Origin of the sequence: Kitasatospora sp. NA04385 (genome assembly GCF_013364235.1) — a bacterium.
Classification (GTDB): domain Bacteria; phylum Actinomycetota; class Actinomycetes; order Streptomycetales; family Streptomycetaceae; genus Kitasatospora.
On the sequence record NZ_CP054919.1, the window covers coordinates 7203087 to 7219661 of the forward strand.

18 protein-coding genes are annotated in these 16575 nt (G+C 75.9%); 7 read left to right on the forward strand and 11 right to left on the reverse strand.

The features are described 5' to 3' along the window. Positions 1 to 103 precede the first annotated feature (103 nt). From HUT16_RS37460 to HUT16_RS31825, 5 genes are read right to left on the reverse strand one after another with little or no spacing between them, the layout of a single operon-like run. Positions 104 to 703, reverse strand: a complete 600-nt coding sequence (locus HUT16_RS37460) for a beta-ketoacyl synthase N-terminal-like domain-containing protein (RefSeq protein WP_217712124.1) — start codon at positions 701 to 703, stop codon at positions 104 to 106. After that, entirely contained in the window at positions 700 to 1821 is a 1122-nt protein-coding gene (locus HUT16_RS31810; protein ID WP_176191476.1) for a beta-ketoacyl synthase N-terminal-like domain-containing protein, read from the reverse strand. Before HUT16_RS31810 ends, HUT16_RS37460 begins: the two co-directional genes overlap by 4 nt. Then, a complete protein-coding gene (locus HUT16_RS31815) occupies positions 1818 to 2090 on the reverse strand; it encodes an acyl carrier protein (RefSeq protein ID WP_217712125.1) in 273 nt (90 codons plus the stop codon). Before HUT16_RS31815 ends, HUT16_RS31810 begins: the two co-directional genes overlap by 4 nt. Further along, the gene (locus tag HUT16_RS31820) at positions 2087 to 2362 is read right to left on the reverse strand and encodes an acyl carrier protein (RefSeq protein WP_176191477.1); all 276 of its coding nucleotides are present in this window, start codon (positions 2360 to 2362) and stop codon (positions 2087 to 2089) included. The genes HUT16_RS31815 and HUT16_RS31820 overlap by 4 nt, the downstream gene beginning before the upstream one ends. 47 nt (positions 2363 to 2409) lie before the next feature. Continuing rightward, positions 2410 to 3843, reverse strand: coding sequence for a class I adenylate-forming enzyme family protein (locus tag HUT16_RS31825; protein WP_254898399.1), 1434 nt, complete (start codon positions 3841 to 3843; stop codon positions 2410 to 2412). Between the two features lie 176 nt (positions 3844 to 4019). Here HUT16_RS31825 and HUT16_RS31830 point away from each other — a divergent pair, with 176 nt between their 5' ends. From HUT16_RS31830 to HUT16_RS31840, 3 genes are all read left to right on the forward strand, one after another. Beyond that, a complete protein-coding gene (locus HUT16_RS31830; protein WP_176191479.1) occupies positions 4020 to 5117 on the forward strand; it encodes an alpha-hydroxy acid oxidase in 1098 nt (365 codons plus the stop codon). 528 nt (positions 5118 to 5645) lie between these two features. Beyond that, positions 5646 to 6602 carry an alpha/beta hydrolase gene (locus HUT16_RS31835; RefSeq protein WP_176191480.1) on the forward strand — a complete coding sequence of 319 codons (957 nt, stop codon included), beginning with the start codon at positions 5646 to 5648 and terminating at the stop codon, positions 6600 to 6602. Beyond that, positions 6599 to 7942, forward strand: coding sequence for a PLP-dependent aminotransferase family protein (locus tag HUT16_RS31840; RefSeq protein ID WP_176191481.1), 1344 nt, complete (start codon positions 6599 to 6601; stop codon positions 7940 to 7942). Before HUT16_RS31835 ends, HUT16_RS31840 begins: the two co-directional genes overlap by 4 nt. A gap of 61 nt (positions 7943 to 8003) precedes the next feature. Here the strand turns inward: HUT16_RS31840 and HUT16_RS31845 are convergent, their stop codons facing one another. The 4 genes from HUT16_RS31845 to HUT16_RS31860 all read right to left on the reverse strand — a co-directional run bounded on the left by HUT16_RS31845 (position 8004) and on the right by HUT16_RS31860 (position 11283). Then, entirely contained in the window at positions 8004 to 8768 is a 765-nt protein-coding gene (locus HUT16_RS31845; RefSeq protein WP_176191482.1) for an ABC transporter permease, read from the reverse strand. A 24-nt stretch (positions 8769 to 8792) separates the two neighbouring features. Further along, positions 8793 to 9746 (reverse strand): ATP-binding cassette domain-containing protein, encoded by a 954-nt coding sequence (locus tag HUT16_RS31850; RefSeq protein WP_176191483.1) that lies wholly within the window; start codon positions 9744 to 9746, stop codon positions 8793 to 8795. Between the two features lie 89 nt (positions 9747 to 9835). Beyond that, on the reverse strand, positions 9836 to 10993 hold the full coding sequence (locus HUT16_RS31855; protein ID WP_176191484.1) for a glycosyltransferase: 1158 nt from the start codon (positions 10991 to 10993) through the stop codon (positions 9836 to 9838). Next, positions 10990 to 11283, reverse strand: coding sequence for a hypothetical protein (locus HUT16_RS31860; RefSeq protein WP_176191485.1), 294 nt, complete (start codon positions 11281 to 11283; stop codon positions 10990 to 10992). The genes HUT16_RS31855 and HUT16_RS31860 overlap by 4 nt, the downstream gene beginning before the upstream one ends. 122 nt (positions 11284 to 11405) lie before the next feature. Between HUT16_RS31860 and HUT16_RS31865 the strand changes: the two genes are divergently transcribed. Genes HUT16_RS31865 through HUT16_RS31880 form a run of 4 tightly spaced genes read left to right on the forward strand, consistent with a single transcriptional unit; the run spans position 11406 to position 14316 of the window. Beyond that, positions 11406 to 12338 carry a 3-oxoacyl-[acyl-carrier-protein] synthase III C-terminal domain-containing protein gene (locus HUT16_RS31865; RefSeq protein ID WP_176191486.1) on the forward strand — a complete coding sequence of 311 codons (933 nt, stop codon included), beginning with the start codon at positions 11406 to 11408 and terminating at the stop codon, positions 12336 to 12338. A 58-nt stretch (positions 12339 to 12396) separates the two neighbouring features. Continuing rightward, positions 12397 to 12711 (forward strand): acyl carrier protein, encoded by a 315-nt coding sequence (locus tag HUT16_RS31870; protein WP_176191487.1) that lies wholly within the window; start codon positions 12397 to 12399, stop codon positions 12709 to 12711. A gap of 4 nt (positions 12712 to 12715) precedes the next feature. Beyond that, positions 12716 to 13525 carry a hypothetical protein gene (locus tag HUT16_RS31875; RefSeq protein WP_176191488.1) on the forward strand — a complete coding sequence of 270 codons (810 nt, stop codon included), beginning with the start codon at positions 12716 to 12718 and terminating at the stop codon, positions 13523 to 13525. Then, positions 13522 to 14316 (forward strand): 4'-phosphopantetheinyl transferase superfamily protein, encoded by a 795-nt coding sequence (locus HUT16_RS31880; RefSeq protein ID WP_176191489.1) that lies wholly within the window; start codon positions 13522 to 13524, stop codon positions 14314 to 14316. The genes HUT16_RS31875 and HUT16_RS31880 overlap by 4 nt, the downstream gene beginning before the upstream one ends. 89 nt (positions 14317 to 14405) lie before the next feature. Here the strand turns inward: HUT16_RS31880 and HUT16_RS31885 are convergent, their stop codons facing one another. Further along, on the reverse strand, positions 14406 to 14918 hold the full coding sequence (locus HUT16_RS31885; protein ID WP_176191490.1) for a GNAT family N-acetyltransferase: 513 nt from the start codon (positions 14916 to 14918) through the stop codon (positions 14406 to 14408). Beyond that, positions 14915 to 16219: a DUF6271 family protein gene (locus tag HUT16_RS31890; RefSeq protein ID WP_176191491.1), complete on the reverse strand. Its 1305-nt coding sequence runs from the start codon at positions 16217 to 16219 to the stop codon at positions 14915 to 14917. The genes HUT16_RS31885 and HUT16_RS31890 overlap by 4 nt, the downstream gene beginning before the upstream one ends. Positions 16220 to 16575 lie beyond the last annotated feature (356 nt).

A 16575-nucleotide genomic window follows, 5' to 3' on the forward strand; every position in this document is an offset into this window, starting at 1 on the left:
GAATCCCTCCCATGGTGCTGGCCATGCGGGTGCGGTGCGGCGTCCGGGGACGCGTACGGACGTGGTGGACGAAGGGGGCGGGGTGGACGAAGGGGCGGCGCGCTCAGGCGGCGGTGACCAGGACGGCGGTGGCGTGGTCGGCGCCCGGGGCGTGCTCGGCCTGTTCGGCCTGCTCGGCCTGTTCGGCCTGCTCGGCCTGCTCGGCCTGCTCGGCCTGCTCGGCCGGACCGACCTGCTGGACGGGCTCGGCCTGTTCGGCCTGTTCGGCGGCGATGACCAGGATCTGGTCGGCGTCGCCGTCCGCGAGCAGCAGGGCGGCCAACTCCAGTGCGTCCGGCGGGACTTCACCGGGAGCGGCGGCCGCCACGGGGGTGATCGCGACCACCGGGCCGGTCAGGCCCCAGCGGGCGGCGACGTGCCCCAGGACGGCGTTCGGGTTGGACTGGAAGAACAGCAGCGGCGGCATCCGGTGCCCCGCCGCGCCGGTGTCGATGGCCCGCGCGGTGGCGCGGTCGCCCCCGGCGCTGGCGAGCAGCAGGCCGGTGCGGCGCGGCTCGCCGGGCTCGCCGTAGTGCGCGGCCAGGCAGCGCTCGGCGACGGCCGCGACCAGCGGGTTGAAGGCCGAGGCGGAGAAGCCGGGCAGCGGGGGCGGCGGCTCGCCGGGGGTCCAGCTCGCGCTGGCGAGGGTGCGCAGGGTGTTCACGCGGCGGCCACCAGGAGTGCGGTGTTGGCGCCGCCGAACGCCGAGTTGAGGCTCAGCGCGTAGCGCGGACGGGCGTCCGCGCGCGGCCCGGGCAGCACGAGGTCCAGTTCGACCTCCGGGTCCGGGCCCAGCCAGCCGGCGTTGACCGGCAGCCGTCCGCTCTGCAACGCGCCGATGGTGACGGCGAGTTCGAGCAGTGCGGAGGCCTCCAGGGCGTGCCCGTGCACGGACTTGCTGGAGCTGACCGGCGGCCCGGCCGGCCCGCCGCCGAACACCTCGCGCAACGCCCGCGCCTCGGCCAGGTCGGACATCGGCGAACCGGTGCCGTTGGCGTTGACGTAGCCGACCTCGGCCGGGGCGACCCCCGCCCGGTCCAGCGCGGACCGGACGGCCCGGACCACGCCCGCACCGTCCGGCCGCGGCCGGCACACGTGGTGCGCGTCGCCGGATCGCCCCACCCGGCCAGCCGGGCCAGCGGGCGGCGCCGCGCCCGGCGGCCGCGTCCGCCGCCCGACCACCACGGCCGCCGCGGCGTCGCCCAGCAGGGTGCCGCTGCGCCCGGTGCTGAACGGCCGCAGTTCGCCGTCGCGGGCCAGGGCCCGGCCCGCGTCGAAGGCCGCGAAGACGCCCGGCTCCACCAGGTGCCCGGCCGCGACCACCACCCGGGGGTGGCGGCCGGAGCGGACCAGCGCGGCGGCGTCGGCCACCGCGGTGGCGGCGGCCACGCAGGCGCCGGTGTAGACCCGGGTCACCCCGGCCAGGCCGAGGGCGACGGCGACCTGCGACACCTCCGCGGCGACCTCGCGGGTCCGCAGGTCGCTGTGCAGGGCGAGCAGCAGCGGCGCGCCGGACGGGAGCCCGGACTGCGCGCACGCGTCGGCGACGGCGCCGAGCACCGCGGCGGCCAGCGGCGGCGGGTCGGCCAGCAGGGCCGCCCGCCGGGTGCCGCGCCGGGTGACGTCGAAGCGGGTCACCTCGGTGAACCCGGCCCCGGTCCCGTCCCCGGTCCCGGTCCCGGCGGTCGCGGCGGCCAGCGGGGCGAGCCCGGCGCCGAAGGCGCTGAGCACCCCCAGGCCGGTGAACACCGGCCCTCCGACCGGCGGTGCGCTGCTGTTCATGACCGGGCGGCCCCGTCGGTGCCGGGGGAGGGGTTGGCGGCGAGCACGGCCCCGCGCAGCACCTCGACGGCGTCGTCCACCGTGCGGACGGCCGCGAACTGCTCGTCCGTGAGGTCCAGCTCGATGCCGTAGTGCTGCTCGAACTCGGCGGTCAGCCAGGTGAGTTCGAGCGAGCCGAGGGTATCGGGCACGCTGCTCTCGGGGCGCTGCCCGAACGCCGCGAGCATCCGCACGACCTCGGCCCGGCCCGGCAGCACGGGCGTGCTCACGCGGCGCTGCCGGCGGTGGCGGCGCCCTCGGCGACCCGGCGGGCCACGTCGGCGGTGAACTGGTCGAGGGTCATCAGCGCGGTGGTCTCCAGCTCGTCCATGTCGAACTTGATCCCGAACTCGTCCTCGACCTGGACCGAGAGCTCGGCGAGGGCCAGCGACTCCAGGTCGAGGCCGGCGGGGCCGAGGTCGGTGTCGCCGGTGACCTCGGCGGTGTCGTAGTTCATCTCGGCGAGCGTCGCGATGACGAACGTGCGGATGCGCTCCTGCATGGTGTGCTCCTCGTGCGGGGTCGGGGTTCGGTGCGGTCTCGGGACGGTCAGGGGGCGGCGGCGCGCAGCACGGCGGTGTCGCGGACGAGCTTGCCGGTGGCGGTGCGCGGCAGCGCCGGGAGGAAGGTGAGCTGCCGGGGGCGCTTGAAGGCGGCCAGTTCGCGGGTCAGCGCCGCGCGGACGGCGTCGGCCCGGTCGGCGTCCGCCCGGTCGGCGGTCCCGGCGCCCTCGGTGGCCAGGTAGGCCTCGATGGCGCCGTCCGCGAAGACCACCACGGCCTCGCGGACCTCCGGCAGGGCCGCGAGGGTGTGCTCGACCTCGTTGAGGTCGACCTTGAGGCCGCCGATCGAGACCTGGGAGTCGCGCCGCCCGAGCACGGTGACCCGCCCGGTCACCGGGTCGACCCGGCCGGCGTCGCGGGTGTGCAGGCGGCCGTCCGACCAGCGGGTCGGGTCGGTGAGGCCGGGGTACGGGGAGGCGGCCATCGCGATGTGCAGCTCGCCGCCGTCCTCGCGCAGGTCCACGCCGTGGACGGGCGCGGCCTCGGGGTGCAGGGTGCCGTCGAGGTCGGTGGCGATGACGCCGAGCTCGGTCATCCCGTACATGGTGCCCAGCGGCACGCCGTAGCGGGCGGTGAAGGCGGCGGGCAGCCCGGGGCGGACCAGCTCGCCGGCCACGATCATCCGGCGCAGCTGCGGCAGCGGCGGCGGGGCGGCCGCGCCGGCCAGCAGCTCGGCGTGGAACGGGACGCCGATCACGGTGGTCGGCCGGTCGTCCTCGGCGATCGCGGCCAGCACGCCCGCCGTCGTCATCCGGGCGGGGACGGTCAGCGGCACCCGGGCGTGCAGGCTGTTGAGCAGCCCGCCGACCAGGCCGAGGACGTGCACCACCGAGGAGAGCAGGACGACCCGTTCGCCGGCCTTCGGGAACGCCTCCAGCCGGGCGTAGCAGTCGAGTTCGCGCAGCAGGTCGGCGGCGGTGCGGGCGATCACCTTGGCCGGGCCGGTCGAGCCGGAGCTCAGCTGCACCAGGGCGTGGCCGGTCGCGGCCGGGCGGCCGTCCGGCCGCGCCACCGGCACCGGGTCGGTCTCGGCGAAGCCGCGCATGGCCGCCGCCGGGCCGTGCGCCGACTCGACCAGCACCTGGGGGGCCAGCCGTTCGACGGCCAGCGCCACCTCGTGGTCGGTCAGCCGGTGGTCCAGCAGGACGGCCTGGGCGCCCAGCCGCCAGCAGGCGAGCAGCGCGGCGGTGTAGCCGAGCGAGGGCGCCAGCCGCAGTGCGGCGGTGCCGCCGCGGCGCAGGCCGACGGCGGTGAGCCGTTCGGCCTGCTCGGCGACCAGCGCGCGCAGCGCGGCCCGGTCCACCGGGGCGCCGAAGCGCAGGCACTCCTGGTCGGCGGGGCCGGCCAGCAGGTAGCGGTCCACCCAGTCGTGCGGAACCTCGCACGACTGGCCGGGGAGGGAAGGAGATCCGGTCAACACCACTCCACGGAGGGGAGGTTGGAAGGGGGCCGGTCGCGACGGACGTGGTCGGTTCGGCTTCCCGACCATGACACAGGCGTTCGAGCCGAAGCAAGGTCTAGACCATTGGGGGCGCGGCCTCCTACGCTGCCGGGCCGGAGCGGGCCCGACCGAGGCCTGCCCGGAAAGGCAGACCCTTGGAAGCCCTGGAACTGGCGGACTTCGAACGCGCGGCCCGGGACCGGCTCCCCGCCGGGACCTGGGACTTCGTGCAGGGCGGCAGCGGCGCCGAACGCACCCTCGCCGCCAACCGGGCCCGGTTCGAACAGTGCCGGCTGCGCCCGCGCACCCTGGTCGACGTCTCCGCCACCGACCAGGGCCTCACCCTGCTCGGCAGCCGCCTGGAGACCCCGGTCGGCATCGCCCCGATGGCTTACCACCAGCTGTTCCACCCCGAGGGCGAGGTCGCCACCGCCCGCGCCGCGGGCCGCGCGGGCGCGCTGATGGTCGCCGGGATCTTCGCCAGCCGCACCCTGGAGTCCATCGCCGAGGCGGCCACCGGTCCGCTCTGGCTCCAGCTGTACTGGCTGCGCCGCCGCGACGTGCTGACCGCCCTGGTCGACCGCGCCGAAGCCGCCGGGTACCGCGCCCTGGTGCTGACCGTGGACGCCCCCCGGATCGGCCGCCGCCTGCGCGACGCCCGCAACGGCTTTGCCGTCCCCGCGCACGTCCGCGCCGTCAACGTCGACCAGGCCGTGATGGCCGCCAGCCACCGCGCCGGACCGGGCAGTTCGGGCATCGCCGACCACGCCAAGGAGCAGTTCGACCCCACCCTGACCTGGGCCGACCTCGCCTGGCTGCGCGAGCGCACCCGCCTGCCGATCGTCCTCAAGGGCATCCTCACCGCCGAGGACGCCCGGCTCGCCGCCGAGCACGGCGTCGACGCCGTCCTGGTCTCCAACCACGGCGGCCGCCAGCTCGACGGTGCCCTCCCGTCCCTCGCCGCGCTGCCCGAAGTGGCCGCCGCCGTCCCGCCGAACCTGCCCGTCCTCCTGGACGGCGGTGTCCGTACGGGCACGGATGTTGCCCTCGCGGTCGCCCTCGGCGCCCGCGCCGTCCTGATCGGCCGCCCCCTGCTGTGGGGCCTCGCCGTCGACGGCGAGGCCGGCGCCGCCCGCGTCCTCGACCTGCTGAAGGCCGAACTCGACGACGCCCTGGCCCTGCTCGGCCGCCCCCGGCTGTCCGACCTCGACCCCACCGCGGTCGCCCCGGAGCCCCCCGCCGACCGCCCCTGACCGCCAGCCGCTCCGGTCCCGGCCGGTGCGCTGCCGCTGACCTGTGGTCAGATGTCCGGAGGCGTCCGCGGTTCCCGCGCCCCGGCCGGACCGCCACCCGGTGGCAGGCCGCTCCGGTTCCGGTCCCGGTCGGTGTGCCGTCGTTGACCTGTGGTCAGTTGTCCGGAGGCGTCCGCGGTTCCCGCGCCCCGGCCGGACCGCCACCCGGTGGCAGGCCGCTCCGGTTCCGGTCCCGGTCGGTGTGCCGTCGTTGACCTGTGGTCAGATGTCCGGCGGCGTCCGCGGTTCCCGCGCCCCCCGCGCGCCGCGTCCCGGCCGGGCCGCCATCCGGCGGCAGGCCGTGCCCCTCGTCCGGTCACCTACCGGTGGCCGGGCCGGGCCTTCGGGAGCGTTCGCCGTCCCCGCACTCCCGCGTGCGCCGCGCCCCCTCCCCGCCGTCCGGCAAGGCCGCGCCGCGCACCCGAACCCGCATCCGCATCCGCACCCGACCGCCGTCACCGACCGGCGGCCCGATCACAGGAACGTCCCTTGCCACTGCACCCCCAGGCCGAGGCCCTGCGCCGACAGCGCGCCGCGGCCGGCACGCCCCCGCTGTACACCCGCACCCTCGCCGAGGCCCGCGCCGCCGACCTCGCCGACATCCGCGCGGCCGCCGGGAACCCCGAACCCGTCGGCGCGGTCCAGGAGTTCACCGTCCCCGGCCCCGGCGGCCCGCTCCCGCTGCGGGTCTACCGCCCGGCGGCCGACGAGGCTCGGACGGCCGACCCGGCCGACCCGCTCCCGGTCCTGCTCTACCTGTTCGGCGGGGGCTGGACGCTCGGCTCGCTCGACACCGGCGACGCGATCTGCCGCCGCCTCACCAACGCCGTCGGCTGCGTCACCGTCGCGGCCGGCTACCGGCTCGCCCCCGAACACCCCTTCCCCGCCGCCGTCCACGACGTGGCCGCCGCCGCCGAGTGGATCGCCGCGCACGCCGCCGACCTCGGCGCCGATCCGGCCCGGCTGGCCGTCGCGGGCGACAGCGCCGGTGGCAACCTGGCCGCCGCGCTCACCCTGCTCGCCCGGGAGCGCGGCGGCCCCGCGCTCCGCCACCAGCTGCTGGTCTACCCCAACACCGACCACGCCGCGGACACCCCGTCCGTCCGCGAGCACGACGACCCGCTGCTGTTCAACCGCCGCTCGGTGGCCTGGTACTGGTCGCACTACCTGGCCGACCCGGCCGACGGCGCCGACCCGCTGGCCTCCCCGCTGCGGGCCCCTTCGCTGGCCGGGCTGCCCCCGGCCACCGTGATCACCGCCGAGTACGACCCGCTGCGCGACGAGGGCGAGCTGTACGCCGAGGCGCTGCGGGCCGCCGGGGTGCCGGTCGAACTGCGCCGCTACGACGGCATGCCGCACGGCTTCTTCGCGATGTCCGGCGTGCTCGACGACGGCCGCGCCGCCCAGCACTACGCCGCCGACCGACTGCGCGAGGCCCTGCGATGACGACCACCACCACGACCGCCACGACCACCACCGCCACCGTGCTGTCGCTGTCCGACCTGCACGGCTCGCTGTCCGACCCGCTGCTGGACGCGATGACCTTCCTCAACGAGGTCACCGAGCGCTACCCGGACGCGCTCTCCTTCGCCCCCGGCCGCCCGCACGAGGGCTTCTTCGAACCCGAGGACGTCCACGCCCACCTGGACGCCTACCTCACCCACCTCGCCGAACGCGGCCTGGGCGGCAGCGCGGTGCGCACCGCGCTGTTCCAGTACGGCCCGACCAAAGGCATCGTCGCGGACCTGGTCGCCCGCACCCTCGCCAACGACGAGGGCCTGGACGCGGCCCCCGAGGCGCTGGTGCTCACCGTCGGCGCCCAGGAGGGCATGCTGCTGGTGCTGCGCGCCCTGTGCGCCACGCCCGAGGACGTGCTGCTGGTCAGCTCGCCCTGCTACGTCGGCGTCACCGGCGCCGCCCGGCTGCTCGACCTGGCGACCGTCCCCGTCCCCGAGGGGCCGGACGGCGGCCCGGACCCGCGGGCCGTGCGCGCGGCGGCCCGCGCCGTCCGGGCCACCGGCCGCCGCCCGCGGGCGCTCTACGTCGTCCCCGACTTCGCCAACCCGTCCGGCACCAGCATGCCGGTCGCTGCGCGCGCCGAACTGCTGGACGCGGCGGCCGCGGAGGGGCTGCTGGTGATCGAGGACAACCCGTACGGCTTCTTCACCCGCGAGCCCGGCGAGCCCGGCGACCGCCCCACCCTGAAGGCCCTGGACCGGCGCCGCCAGGTGGTCTACCTCGGCTCCTTCGCCAAGACCTGCTTCCCCGGCGCCCGGCTCGGCTACGTCGTCGCCGACCAGGAGGTGGTCGCCCCCGACGGCCGCACCACCCTGCTCGCCGACGAACTGGCCAAGCTGAAGAGCATGACGACGGTCAACACCCCGGCGCTCAGCCAGGCCGTGATCGGCGGCATGCTGCTGCGGCACGACTGCCGGCTGCGGGCCGCCAACGCCCCGGCCCGCGCCCACTACGCGGCCAACCTGGCCGTCCTGCTGCGGGAGTTGGAGCGGCACTTCCCGGCCGCCGAACGGGAGCGGCTCGGCGTCTCCTGGAACGAGCCGGAGGGCGGTTTCTTCGCCGTGCTCCAGGTGCCGTTCACCGCCGACGAGGCGGCGATGGAGCGCTGCGCCCGCGAGCACGGCGTGCTCTGGACGCCGATGGCCCCGTTCTACCCGGCGGGCGGCGGCGAGCGCCGACTGCGGCTGTCGATCAGCGCGCTGAGCCCGCAGCAGATCGAGACCGGCGTGGCCCGGCTGGCCGACTTCGTCCGGGCCGCCGCGCGCTGAACGCGCAGCACGCAGGGGAGGGGGGAGAAGCCGCGGCCTCTCCCCCCTCCCCTGCGTGCGGCTAGCGGATCCGGGCCGAGAACAGCCGGGCCGAGTACCACACCGCCGCGGTCGTCAGCACCGCGACGATCAGCAGCCCCTGCCAGACCACGCTGTCGCCGGGATGGCCGGAGAACAGCGCCCGCATGCCCTCCACCGCCCAGTAGAACGGGTTCCACTTGGCCGCCGTCTGCAGCCACACCGGCGCCAGCGCGATCGGCAGCAGCGTGCCGGAGAGCAGGCCGATCGGCTGGGCGATGGTGTTCACCACCGGCGCCATCGCGGCGTCGTTGGGCAGCGCCAGCGCGATCCCGTACGAGACGGCCGAGGTCATCAGGGCCAGCAGGCCGAGCAGCAGGTAGGCCAGCAGCAGGCTCGGCGGCTCGACCCGCAGGCCGAACGGCAGCGCCACCAGCGTGATGACGACCGCCTGGACGAGCAGTCCGAGCGTCTCGCGCAGCGCCCGCCCCAGCAGCAGGGCGAGCCGGCTGACCGGGGTCACCCGGGAGCGCTCGATGATGCCGGCCTTCAGCTCGCCGAGCAGGCTGAAGCCGGTGTAGAGGCCGCCGAAGATGCAGAGCACCGCCAACAGGCCGGGGACGTAGATCTGGTAGGCCTCGGCGTAGGTGCTCGCGCCCATCGGCGCCAGCACCTGCTTGAGCAGCGGGGCGAACAGCAGCAGGTAGAAGACCGGCTGGGTGATGCCGACCACGATCCAGATCGGGGTGCGCCACATCAGCACTACTTGCCGCTGGAAGACCAGCCAGGTGTCACGGGCGAGCTTCACGGAAGGGACCCCAGGGGTTTCTCGTCAGGACTGTTCGATGGAGCGGCCGGTGCGGGCCAGGAAGACGTCGTCCAGGCTCGGCCGCTGGAGCTGCACCGTCCCGGGGACGATGCCGGCCCCGTTCAGGACGCTCAGCACCTGCGGGATCGCCGCCGCGCCGTCGTCCAGGTAGAGTCGCAGGCCGTCCTCGCCCGGCTCCAGCCGGTGCAGGTACGGCTGCCCGCGCAGGGCGTCGGCGGCGGGCCCGCTCTCCCCGGCGGTGAGGCCGAGCAGGACGACGTCGCCGGAGATCTCGCGCTTGAGCGCCTCCGGCGTGCCCTCGACCACGACCTGGCCGTGGTCGACGATCGCGACCCGGTCGCAGAGCGCGTCGGCCTCGTCCAGGTAGTGGGTGGTCACCACCACCGTCATGCCCTCGGTGCGCAGCCGCTCGATCTCGGCCCACACCTGGCCGCGGCTGGCCGGGTCGAGGCCCACCGTCGGCTCGTCGAGGAACAGCACCCGCGGGGAGTGGATCACCCCGAGGGCGATGTCCACCCGGCGGCGCTGGCCGCCCGAGTAGGTGCTGCAGTGCCGGTCGGCGAACTCGGTCAGGTCGAAGGCCTTCAGCGCGTCCTCGGCCTGCCGCAGCGCGTCGGCCTTGCGGCTGCCGTACATCCGGGCCTGCAGGACGAGCTCTTCCCGCCCGGTGACCGCGTCGGCGGTGCCGCCGCCCTGGGCGACGTAGCCGATCCGGCGGCGGACCTCGGCCGGGTCGGCCAGCAGGTCGGCGCCGGCGATCAGGGCTTCGCCGCCGTCCGGGCGGATGAGCGTGGCGAGCATGCGCAGGGTGGTGGTCTTCCCGGCGCCGTTGGGGCCGAGGAAGCCGAAGATCTCACCTGCCTGGACGTCCAGGTCGATGCCGCGGACGGCGTCGACCACGGTGCGGCCGTGTTTTCCGGACGGATAGGACTTGCGAAGTCCCTTGGTCTCGATCAACCAGAACTCCCGGGCTGGGATGGGGTGCGGGGGCCTCGCGCCCGCCGGCCACCGCTCATGGGACGGTGGTGGGCGGACGCGAGGCGGTATCAGGGGGCGACCAGCGCTTCCATCCGGTCGGCGGCGGCCGACGCCCCGCCCCCGGACAGCAGTTGACGACCGATCGACTCGGCGGCCGCCCGGTGGGAGGGCTCGTCGAGCACCCGCCGCAGCCGCTCGGCGATCACCGGCGGACTGACCCGGGCGAACGGGACCCGGAGGCCGGCCCCGGCCTCCACGACCCGCTGCGCCACGAACGGCTGGTCGTTGCGGATCGGGGCCGCCAGCACGGGGACACCGTGCGCCAGCGACTCGACCACGGTGTTCATCCCACCATGGCAGAGCACCGCGTCCAACCGGCCGCCGGACAGCAGCTCCAGCACCGGTGCCCGATCGACCACCGTGACGGAGTCCGGAAGGGCAGCCGGAAGTGCCCCGCGGGGCGAGGCGACGACCGCCCGGACACCGTCGCCGAGCAGCGCCAGCGCCGCGACGGTGCGGTGCAGGAAGTCCACGCCGACCGCGTCCGACATGCTCCCCATGGTGACCAGCACGGTGCGCCGGCCCGGCTCCAGCCGCTCCCACGGGAACGCCGGAGAGGCCGGACGCGCCGTCAGCACCGGCCCCACCGCGGCGAGCTGCGGCAGCGGCGGCAGCGCGCCGAGCAGCGCCCGGCCGGTGGTGGCCAGCACCAGGTGCGGCGAGCAGCGCGGGTCGGTGAACTCCCCGGCGGGCAGCTGCGCCCGCTCCCACAGCCCCGCCAGCAGGCCCGCCGTCCAGGCCTCCACCCGCGGCAGGTGCCGGTACGGGCGGCCCAGCTCCATCGCCCCCGGCGCCAGCGTCGCCCACGGCAGCCCGTGCCGGTGCGCGACCAGCGCGCCCGCCGGGGTGTGCTGGTCCACCAGCAGCGCGTCCGGCCGGAACTCCCGCACCACCGCGTCCAGCGGCTTCAGGGTGAACCTGGCGTACGGGACGACGAAGCCCTCCCAGAGCGAGCGCAGCGAGGCCAGGCCGTGGCCGCCCATCGCCCGGAACATCCGGTTGCCGGTGCCGAAGACCCGGGCGTCCGGGCCGAGCAGCGGCCGGAACATCGTCTCGGTGCCGGTCCAGGCCACCTCGTGGCCGCGCGCGAGCAGCTCGTCCGCGATCCCGGCCGCCGGGTTGACGTGCCCGGCCAGCGGGGGCACCACCAGCAGGAAGCGGCTCACCGGCGCACCAGCTCCGCCAGGTCGCCGACGGTCAGCGCGGCCAGGCCGTCCAGGTCGAGACCGGCCCGCAGCGCGCCCAGGTCGGTGCCGAAGCGCTCCCGCAGCAGCGCGTCCAGCACGGCGAACTCGCTTTCGTCCAGGGCGAGATCGCCGTCGAGTCGGTCCGTCGGGGCGAGCGAGTCTGCCCATTCGGGCAGAGCGTCGGCGGCCTCGGCCAGCGCGGCCAGCAACCCCGGATCGAGGGCGCCGGGCGGCGCGGAGGCCAGGTCGGAAGCGGTTTCTGGGTGCACGAAGGAAGGCTGGGAATCAGTCATCGGAAGGCTCCACCGGCTCGACGGCAACGGGGTGAGGGAGGGGGCTCCGGATCGGTGATCGCTTGTGCGACCCACGGAGCGTGGGAATACTAACCGGGGTGACCGCACTGGAGGCAGTGGCCGTCCACCTCCCCCCGCGACTCGAACCGATCGAGGACGTGGGCGCCCGGATCGGCCTTACCCCACGTCAACTCCGACTCTTCCGCCGCTTCCACGGCCTGGACCAGGTGCGCCTGGACCCGGACGGGACGCTGCTCGACCTGCTGGACGCCGCCGTCCGGGCCCTGCCCGAACTGCGCGGCAACGAACACCGCGTCCGGTACCTGCTGCACGCCCGCAACACGCCGGTCGCCGAGCCCTACCCGCTCAACCCCCTGCACCGGCTCCGGGAGCGCTTCGGCCTCGTCCGCGCCGAGGCGTTCACCGTCACCCAACAGGCCTGCGCCGCCTCGCTGCTGGCCGTCGACCTGGCCGGACGGCTGCTCGCCGACGACGGCGACCCGTCGGCGCTGGCCCTGGTGGTGGCGGGGGAGAAGACCTTCACCCGGGACGCCCAACTCCTGCCCGACACCACGATCTTCGCCGAGGCCTCGACGGCCTGCCTGGTCAGCCCCGGCGGCGACCGGAACCGGGTGCTCTCCTACGCGGTCCGCCAGCGCCCCGAGTTCTACGGCCGACCCGCCGAGGACCCGGAGCTGATGGTCCGCTACCAGCGCGAGTACCAGCCCGTCCTGGTCGAGACCATCGGGGCCGCGCTCGACCGGGCGGGCCTGGAGCTCGCCGACATCGCGCTGCTGATCCCGCACAACGTCAACCAGGCCTCCTGGCGGATGACCTGCCGCCAACTCGACTACCCCGTCGAGCGGGTGGTCCTGGACAACGTCCCCGCGGTCGGCCACAGCTTCGCCGCGGACGCCTTCGTCAACCTCCGCACCGCCACCACCGGCGGGGCGCTGCGGCCCGGCGACCACTACCTGATCGCCGCCGCCGGCATCGGCGCCACCTTCGCGGCCATGGTCCTGCAGCACTGACGCACCGCCGCCGCACCCCTCGTTCCTCCCCGCCACCCACCCACCGAACGGTCCACCCATGTCAGAATCCGCCCCGCCCACCGCCGCCCTGCCCGCGACCGCGCCGGCCGACCCCGAGGTGCGCGAGCGCATCCGGCGCGGCATCGAGCAGGTCCTGCCGCGCGTCCTGGGCGTCGAACTCGCCGACATCCCCGAGAACGCCTGCTTCTTCGACGACTACGGCCTCACCTCCTCCGGCATCGTCGAACTGGTCCTCGACATCGAGGAGACGCTCGCCATCCAGGTCGACGTCGAGCACCTCGTCGTCGACGACGTCCGCACCCTCGACAGCCTCACCGACTACGTCGTCGGGCACCACGCCGACGAGGACTGACCCGGTGCCCGCCGAGACCCGCGGCCTGCGGGTGACCAGGGCGGTCGCCGCCGGATTCGACGGCCGCGCCGCGGCCGCGCTCCACCCCGACCTGCGCACCTTCACCGCCGACCTGGTCCGCCCGTACGCCCTGCCGCTGCGCGAGGACCTGCTGACCGAGGGCGCCGGGCACGACTACGCCGAGATGGGCGCCGGACTGCTGGCCCGGGCCCTGCCCGGGGGCGAACCCGCGGATCTGCTGATCCTCGCCTTCTCCTCCCCGGACGTCCGGCCCGCCGCGCCCGCCTCGCTCCAGCTCAGCCGCCACTGCCCCGGGCAGCCGACCGCCTTCGCCGTCTGCGACCAGGGCAGCGCCACCGCCTTCACCGCGCTGCGGATCGCCGCCGCCCACCACCGCACCGGCGGCTGCCGACGGGCCGTGATCGTGCTCGCCGAGCAGAGCGCCCTGCACCACCGGCCCGCCGAACCCGTCGAACTGCCCGCCGAGCACCGCGCCGTCGTCCTGGTCTGCGAGGAGGCGCCGGGGGAGGGCCTGCGGGTCCGCGGACAGGACCAGCCGGACGGCGCCGACGCCCTGCGCTCCGTCCTCGACCGGCACCGCCGGCTCGGGCCGGGCGCCGGGCTGCTGCTCGCCGCCGACCTGGCCTCGCACGGCAGCGCCGAGGACACCGAGGGCGCCGAGGCGGCCCGCCCCGGGCAGCCCTTCACCGGCGTCTGGACCCTGCTGGCCGACCGCCTCGCCGGTCCCGGCCCACTGCTGGTCGCCGACCACGACCGGCGCCTGGGCCGGCTCAGCACCCTGACCCTGCCGTGAGCAGCGCGGCACGGGACGGCGCGGCACGGGACGGCGCGGCACGGGACGCCGCGGCACGGGACGGCGCGGCACGGGACGGCGCGGCACGGGACGCCGCGGCCGCCGTCGACGTCGTCGAGGTCTGGAGCATCCCCACCGACCAGCCCCCGGACGTGGTCCACCGGCTGTACGGCCTGCTCGGCGCCGAGGAGCGGGAGCGGGCCGACCGGGCCCGCGACCCGCGCCAGGGCGAGCGGTTCGCGGTGGCCCGGGGCGCCGTCCGGCTGCTGGTCGCCGCCCGGCTCGGCACCGCCCCCGCCGACCTGGCGTGGCGGTACGGCCCGCACGGCAAGCCCGCCCCCGTCCTCCCGGCGTCCGCCGAGCCGATCCGGGTCAACTGGTCCGGATCGGGGGCGCTCGCGCTGCTGGCCCTCGCCGTCGGACGCCGGGTCGGCGCGGACGTCGAGCGGCTCGCCCGGCCCGCCGTCGGCGCCCGGATCGCCCGCCGCCACTTCCCGCCCGCCGACGCGGCCCTGGTCCTGGCGGCGCCGACCCCCGCCGACGGCGCCGACCGCTTCACCCGGCTGTGGTGCCGCCGGGAGGCCTGCGTCAAGGTCCACGGCGGACGGCTCGCCCAGGGCCTCGGCCTCCCGCTGGCCGGCCCCTCCCCGCTGCGGCTGGCCGACGCCGCCCCGCTCGGGCCCGGCCCGCTCTGGCTGGCCGACGTCCCGGTGCCGGGCCCGTACCGGGCCGCGGTCGCCGTCGACGCGGACCGCCCCTTCACCGTCCGCCACCGCACCTGGAGCGCCTGAACTCCCGTGAGCGCCCGAACTCCCGTGCCGGACAAGCACGTCGGGCCCGACCGGTGGCCAACCCGGTCGGGCCCGACGCGTGCGGGCGGTCAGCCCGCGGAGTCCACCGGCCGCGACATGTAGACCGCGCGCCGCCCGTAGGAGGCGGGCACGGCCACCTCCCGGTGCGCCCGGTAGCCGTAGAAGCGCAGCAGGATGTCGGAGCCGCGCACCGCGACCATCGAGATCTGCCGGAAGCCCCCCTCCGCCGCCCGCGCCTGCACGTGCTCCATCAGGTTCGCGGCCAGCTCCCGGCCGCGCAGCTCCTCGGCCAGCACCAGGTCGTGCACGTGCAGGTTGTCCGAGGCGAACGCCCCGGCCTCCGCCACCGCGAGGTCCGGGCAGCGCAGCGGCGGGTACGGCAGGCTCAGCAGGTAGCCGCGGACGGCGCCGGTGCCGACCTGCTCCAGCACGAAGCAGGTCCCCGGCGAGCAGGCGACCCGGGACTGCAGCGCCGCCCGCCCCTCGGAGAGGCCGTCGGCCGCGTAGGCGTCGTGCTCCAGCGCGACCACGGCGTCCCAGTCCCCGTCGGCGAGCTGCCGGATCAGGAATTCCCCGCTCACCCGGCGAGCCCCCGCTCGCGGGCGGCGGCCACCATCGGCGCCCAGTTCTCGATCAGCACGGCCCAGCGCACCGCGTCCTCCCGGGCCTCGTCCAGCAGCTGCTGCCGCTGCCCGGCCACCACGTCCGCCAGCTCGGCGTACTTGCCGCCCAGCTTGCGGTAGAGGCGGTCCACCTCGTCCAGGCAGGTCTCGTTGGTGTCCCGCTCCAGGTCGACGGTGCTGCGCACCAGGCCGAGGACCGGCTCGACCTTCAGCTCGTGCCGCTCGTCCAGCAGCCCGGTGCCCAGGTCGATCATCTGGCCGTAGACCGGGTACAGGTACAGCATCGAGAGCAGCATCTTGACGAAGCGCAGCTGGTACGAGACGAACCCGGCGCCGATCCGGCGCTCGGGCGTGTAGTAGTTGACGATGTGCCGCTTGTGGATGACGGCGGGCAGCTTGGCGTGCACCAGGGCGTGCAGCAGCGCGTAGTCGGCGCCGATCGTGCGCAGCGAGGGCACCAGCGGCAGCACCTCGTAACCCCGGTGGTCGATGGCGACGTTGCACATGTAGACGTCCCAGATGTCCGGCACGCCGAGCACCGAGTCGTCGGGGTCGAAGGTCTCCTCCTCGGCGCCCTTGAAGGAGACGTCCACCATGGCGTCCTGCTGCTCGCGGGTCCACACCCGCGGGGTCCACAGCCGCACCAGGTCCCGGTAGACCTCCGGCTCCAGCTCGTTGATCTCGCCGATGTCCACGTTGAGTTCGCCCATGAAGGCGGCGCTGACCAGCATCACCGGCTTCTCCGCGTCCGCCGGGTCGAGCGCGGAGCGGGCCACCCCGGCCACCGCCTCGCCGGCCGGCTTGCCGATCGACAGCAGCTCGTGGTGGATCGGGAACATCTTCGCGCCGTCGACGACCCGGTAGTCGAAGTCGTCGTTGCGCAGGTGCGCCGAGGTGCAGCCCAGGGCGGCCGCGCCTAGGAAGATCCGGTTGACGCAGGAGCCGTACGCGACGTCCTGCGGCAGCATCAGGTCGAGCAGCAGCTCCGGGTCGGCCCCGCCGGAGCGCCGCGCCACGTCGAGGAAGAACCCGCGCTGCGCCTCGTTGCCGAGGTGGTGGACGAACACGCCGGGGGAGGGGGCCAGCGCGGCCACGGCGTCCGCGTTCTTCGCGAACTCGGCGCCCTCGGTGGTGTCGAGGACGAGCAGGTGCACCTCGACCCCGAAGGTCTCGACGGCGTAGGCCGCCTCCTCGACGAGGTCCACGATGGTGCCGGGACAGGCCCGCATGGTGGGCAGGGCGAGGCAGACTCGTTGCATGGTGTGGGAATCTCCGTCTGATCGTCAGATGCGTTGCGGCGCCCGGCCGCCGAGCGGGGAGCAGGTGCTCTGACCGGCCCGCCGGGCCGTCCCGGACGGGCTCCCCGGCGGGGGCGGAGGGGGCGGCGGCACCGTGGACGGCCTGGTTTCACCACGGTGGACCAGACCGGAGCGGGGTGTCAACGCACGGCTCCCGGCCCGTCCCCGCCGCCCGCCGACACTGCCCGATGGGGCAGCCGGCCCTGCCCCCGGAAGGGCCCCGCGGCCGCCCCGCCCGACGGAACGGCGCGGGCGCGCTCCGGGGGTCCGCCGGGGTCCGCCGGGGTTCGCCGGGGTTCACCGGGGGTGCTTCGGGT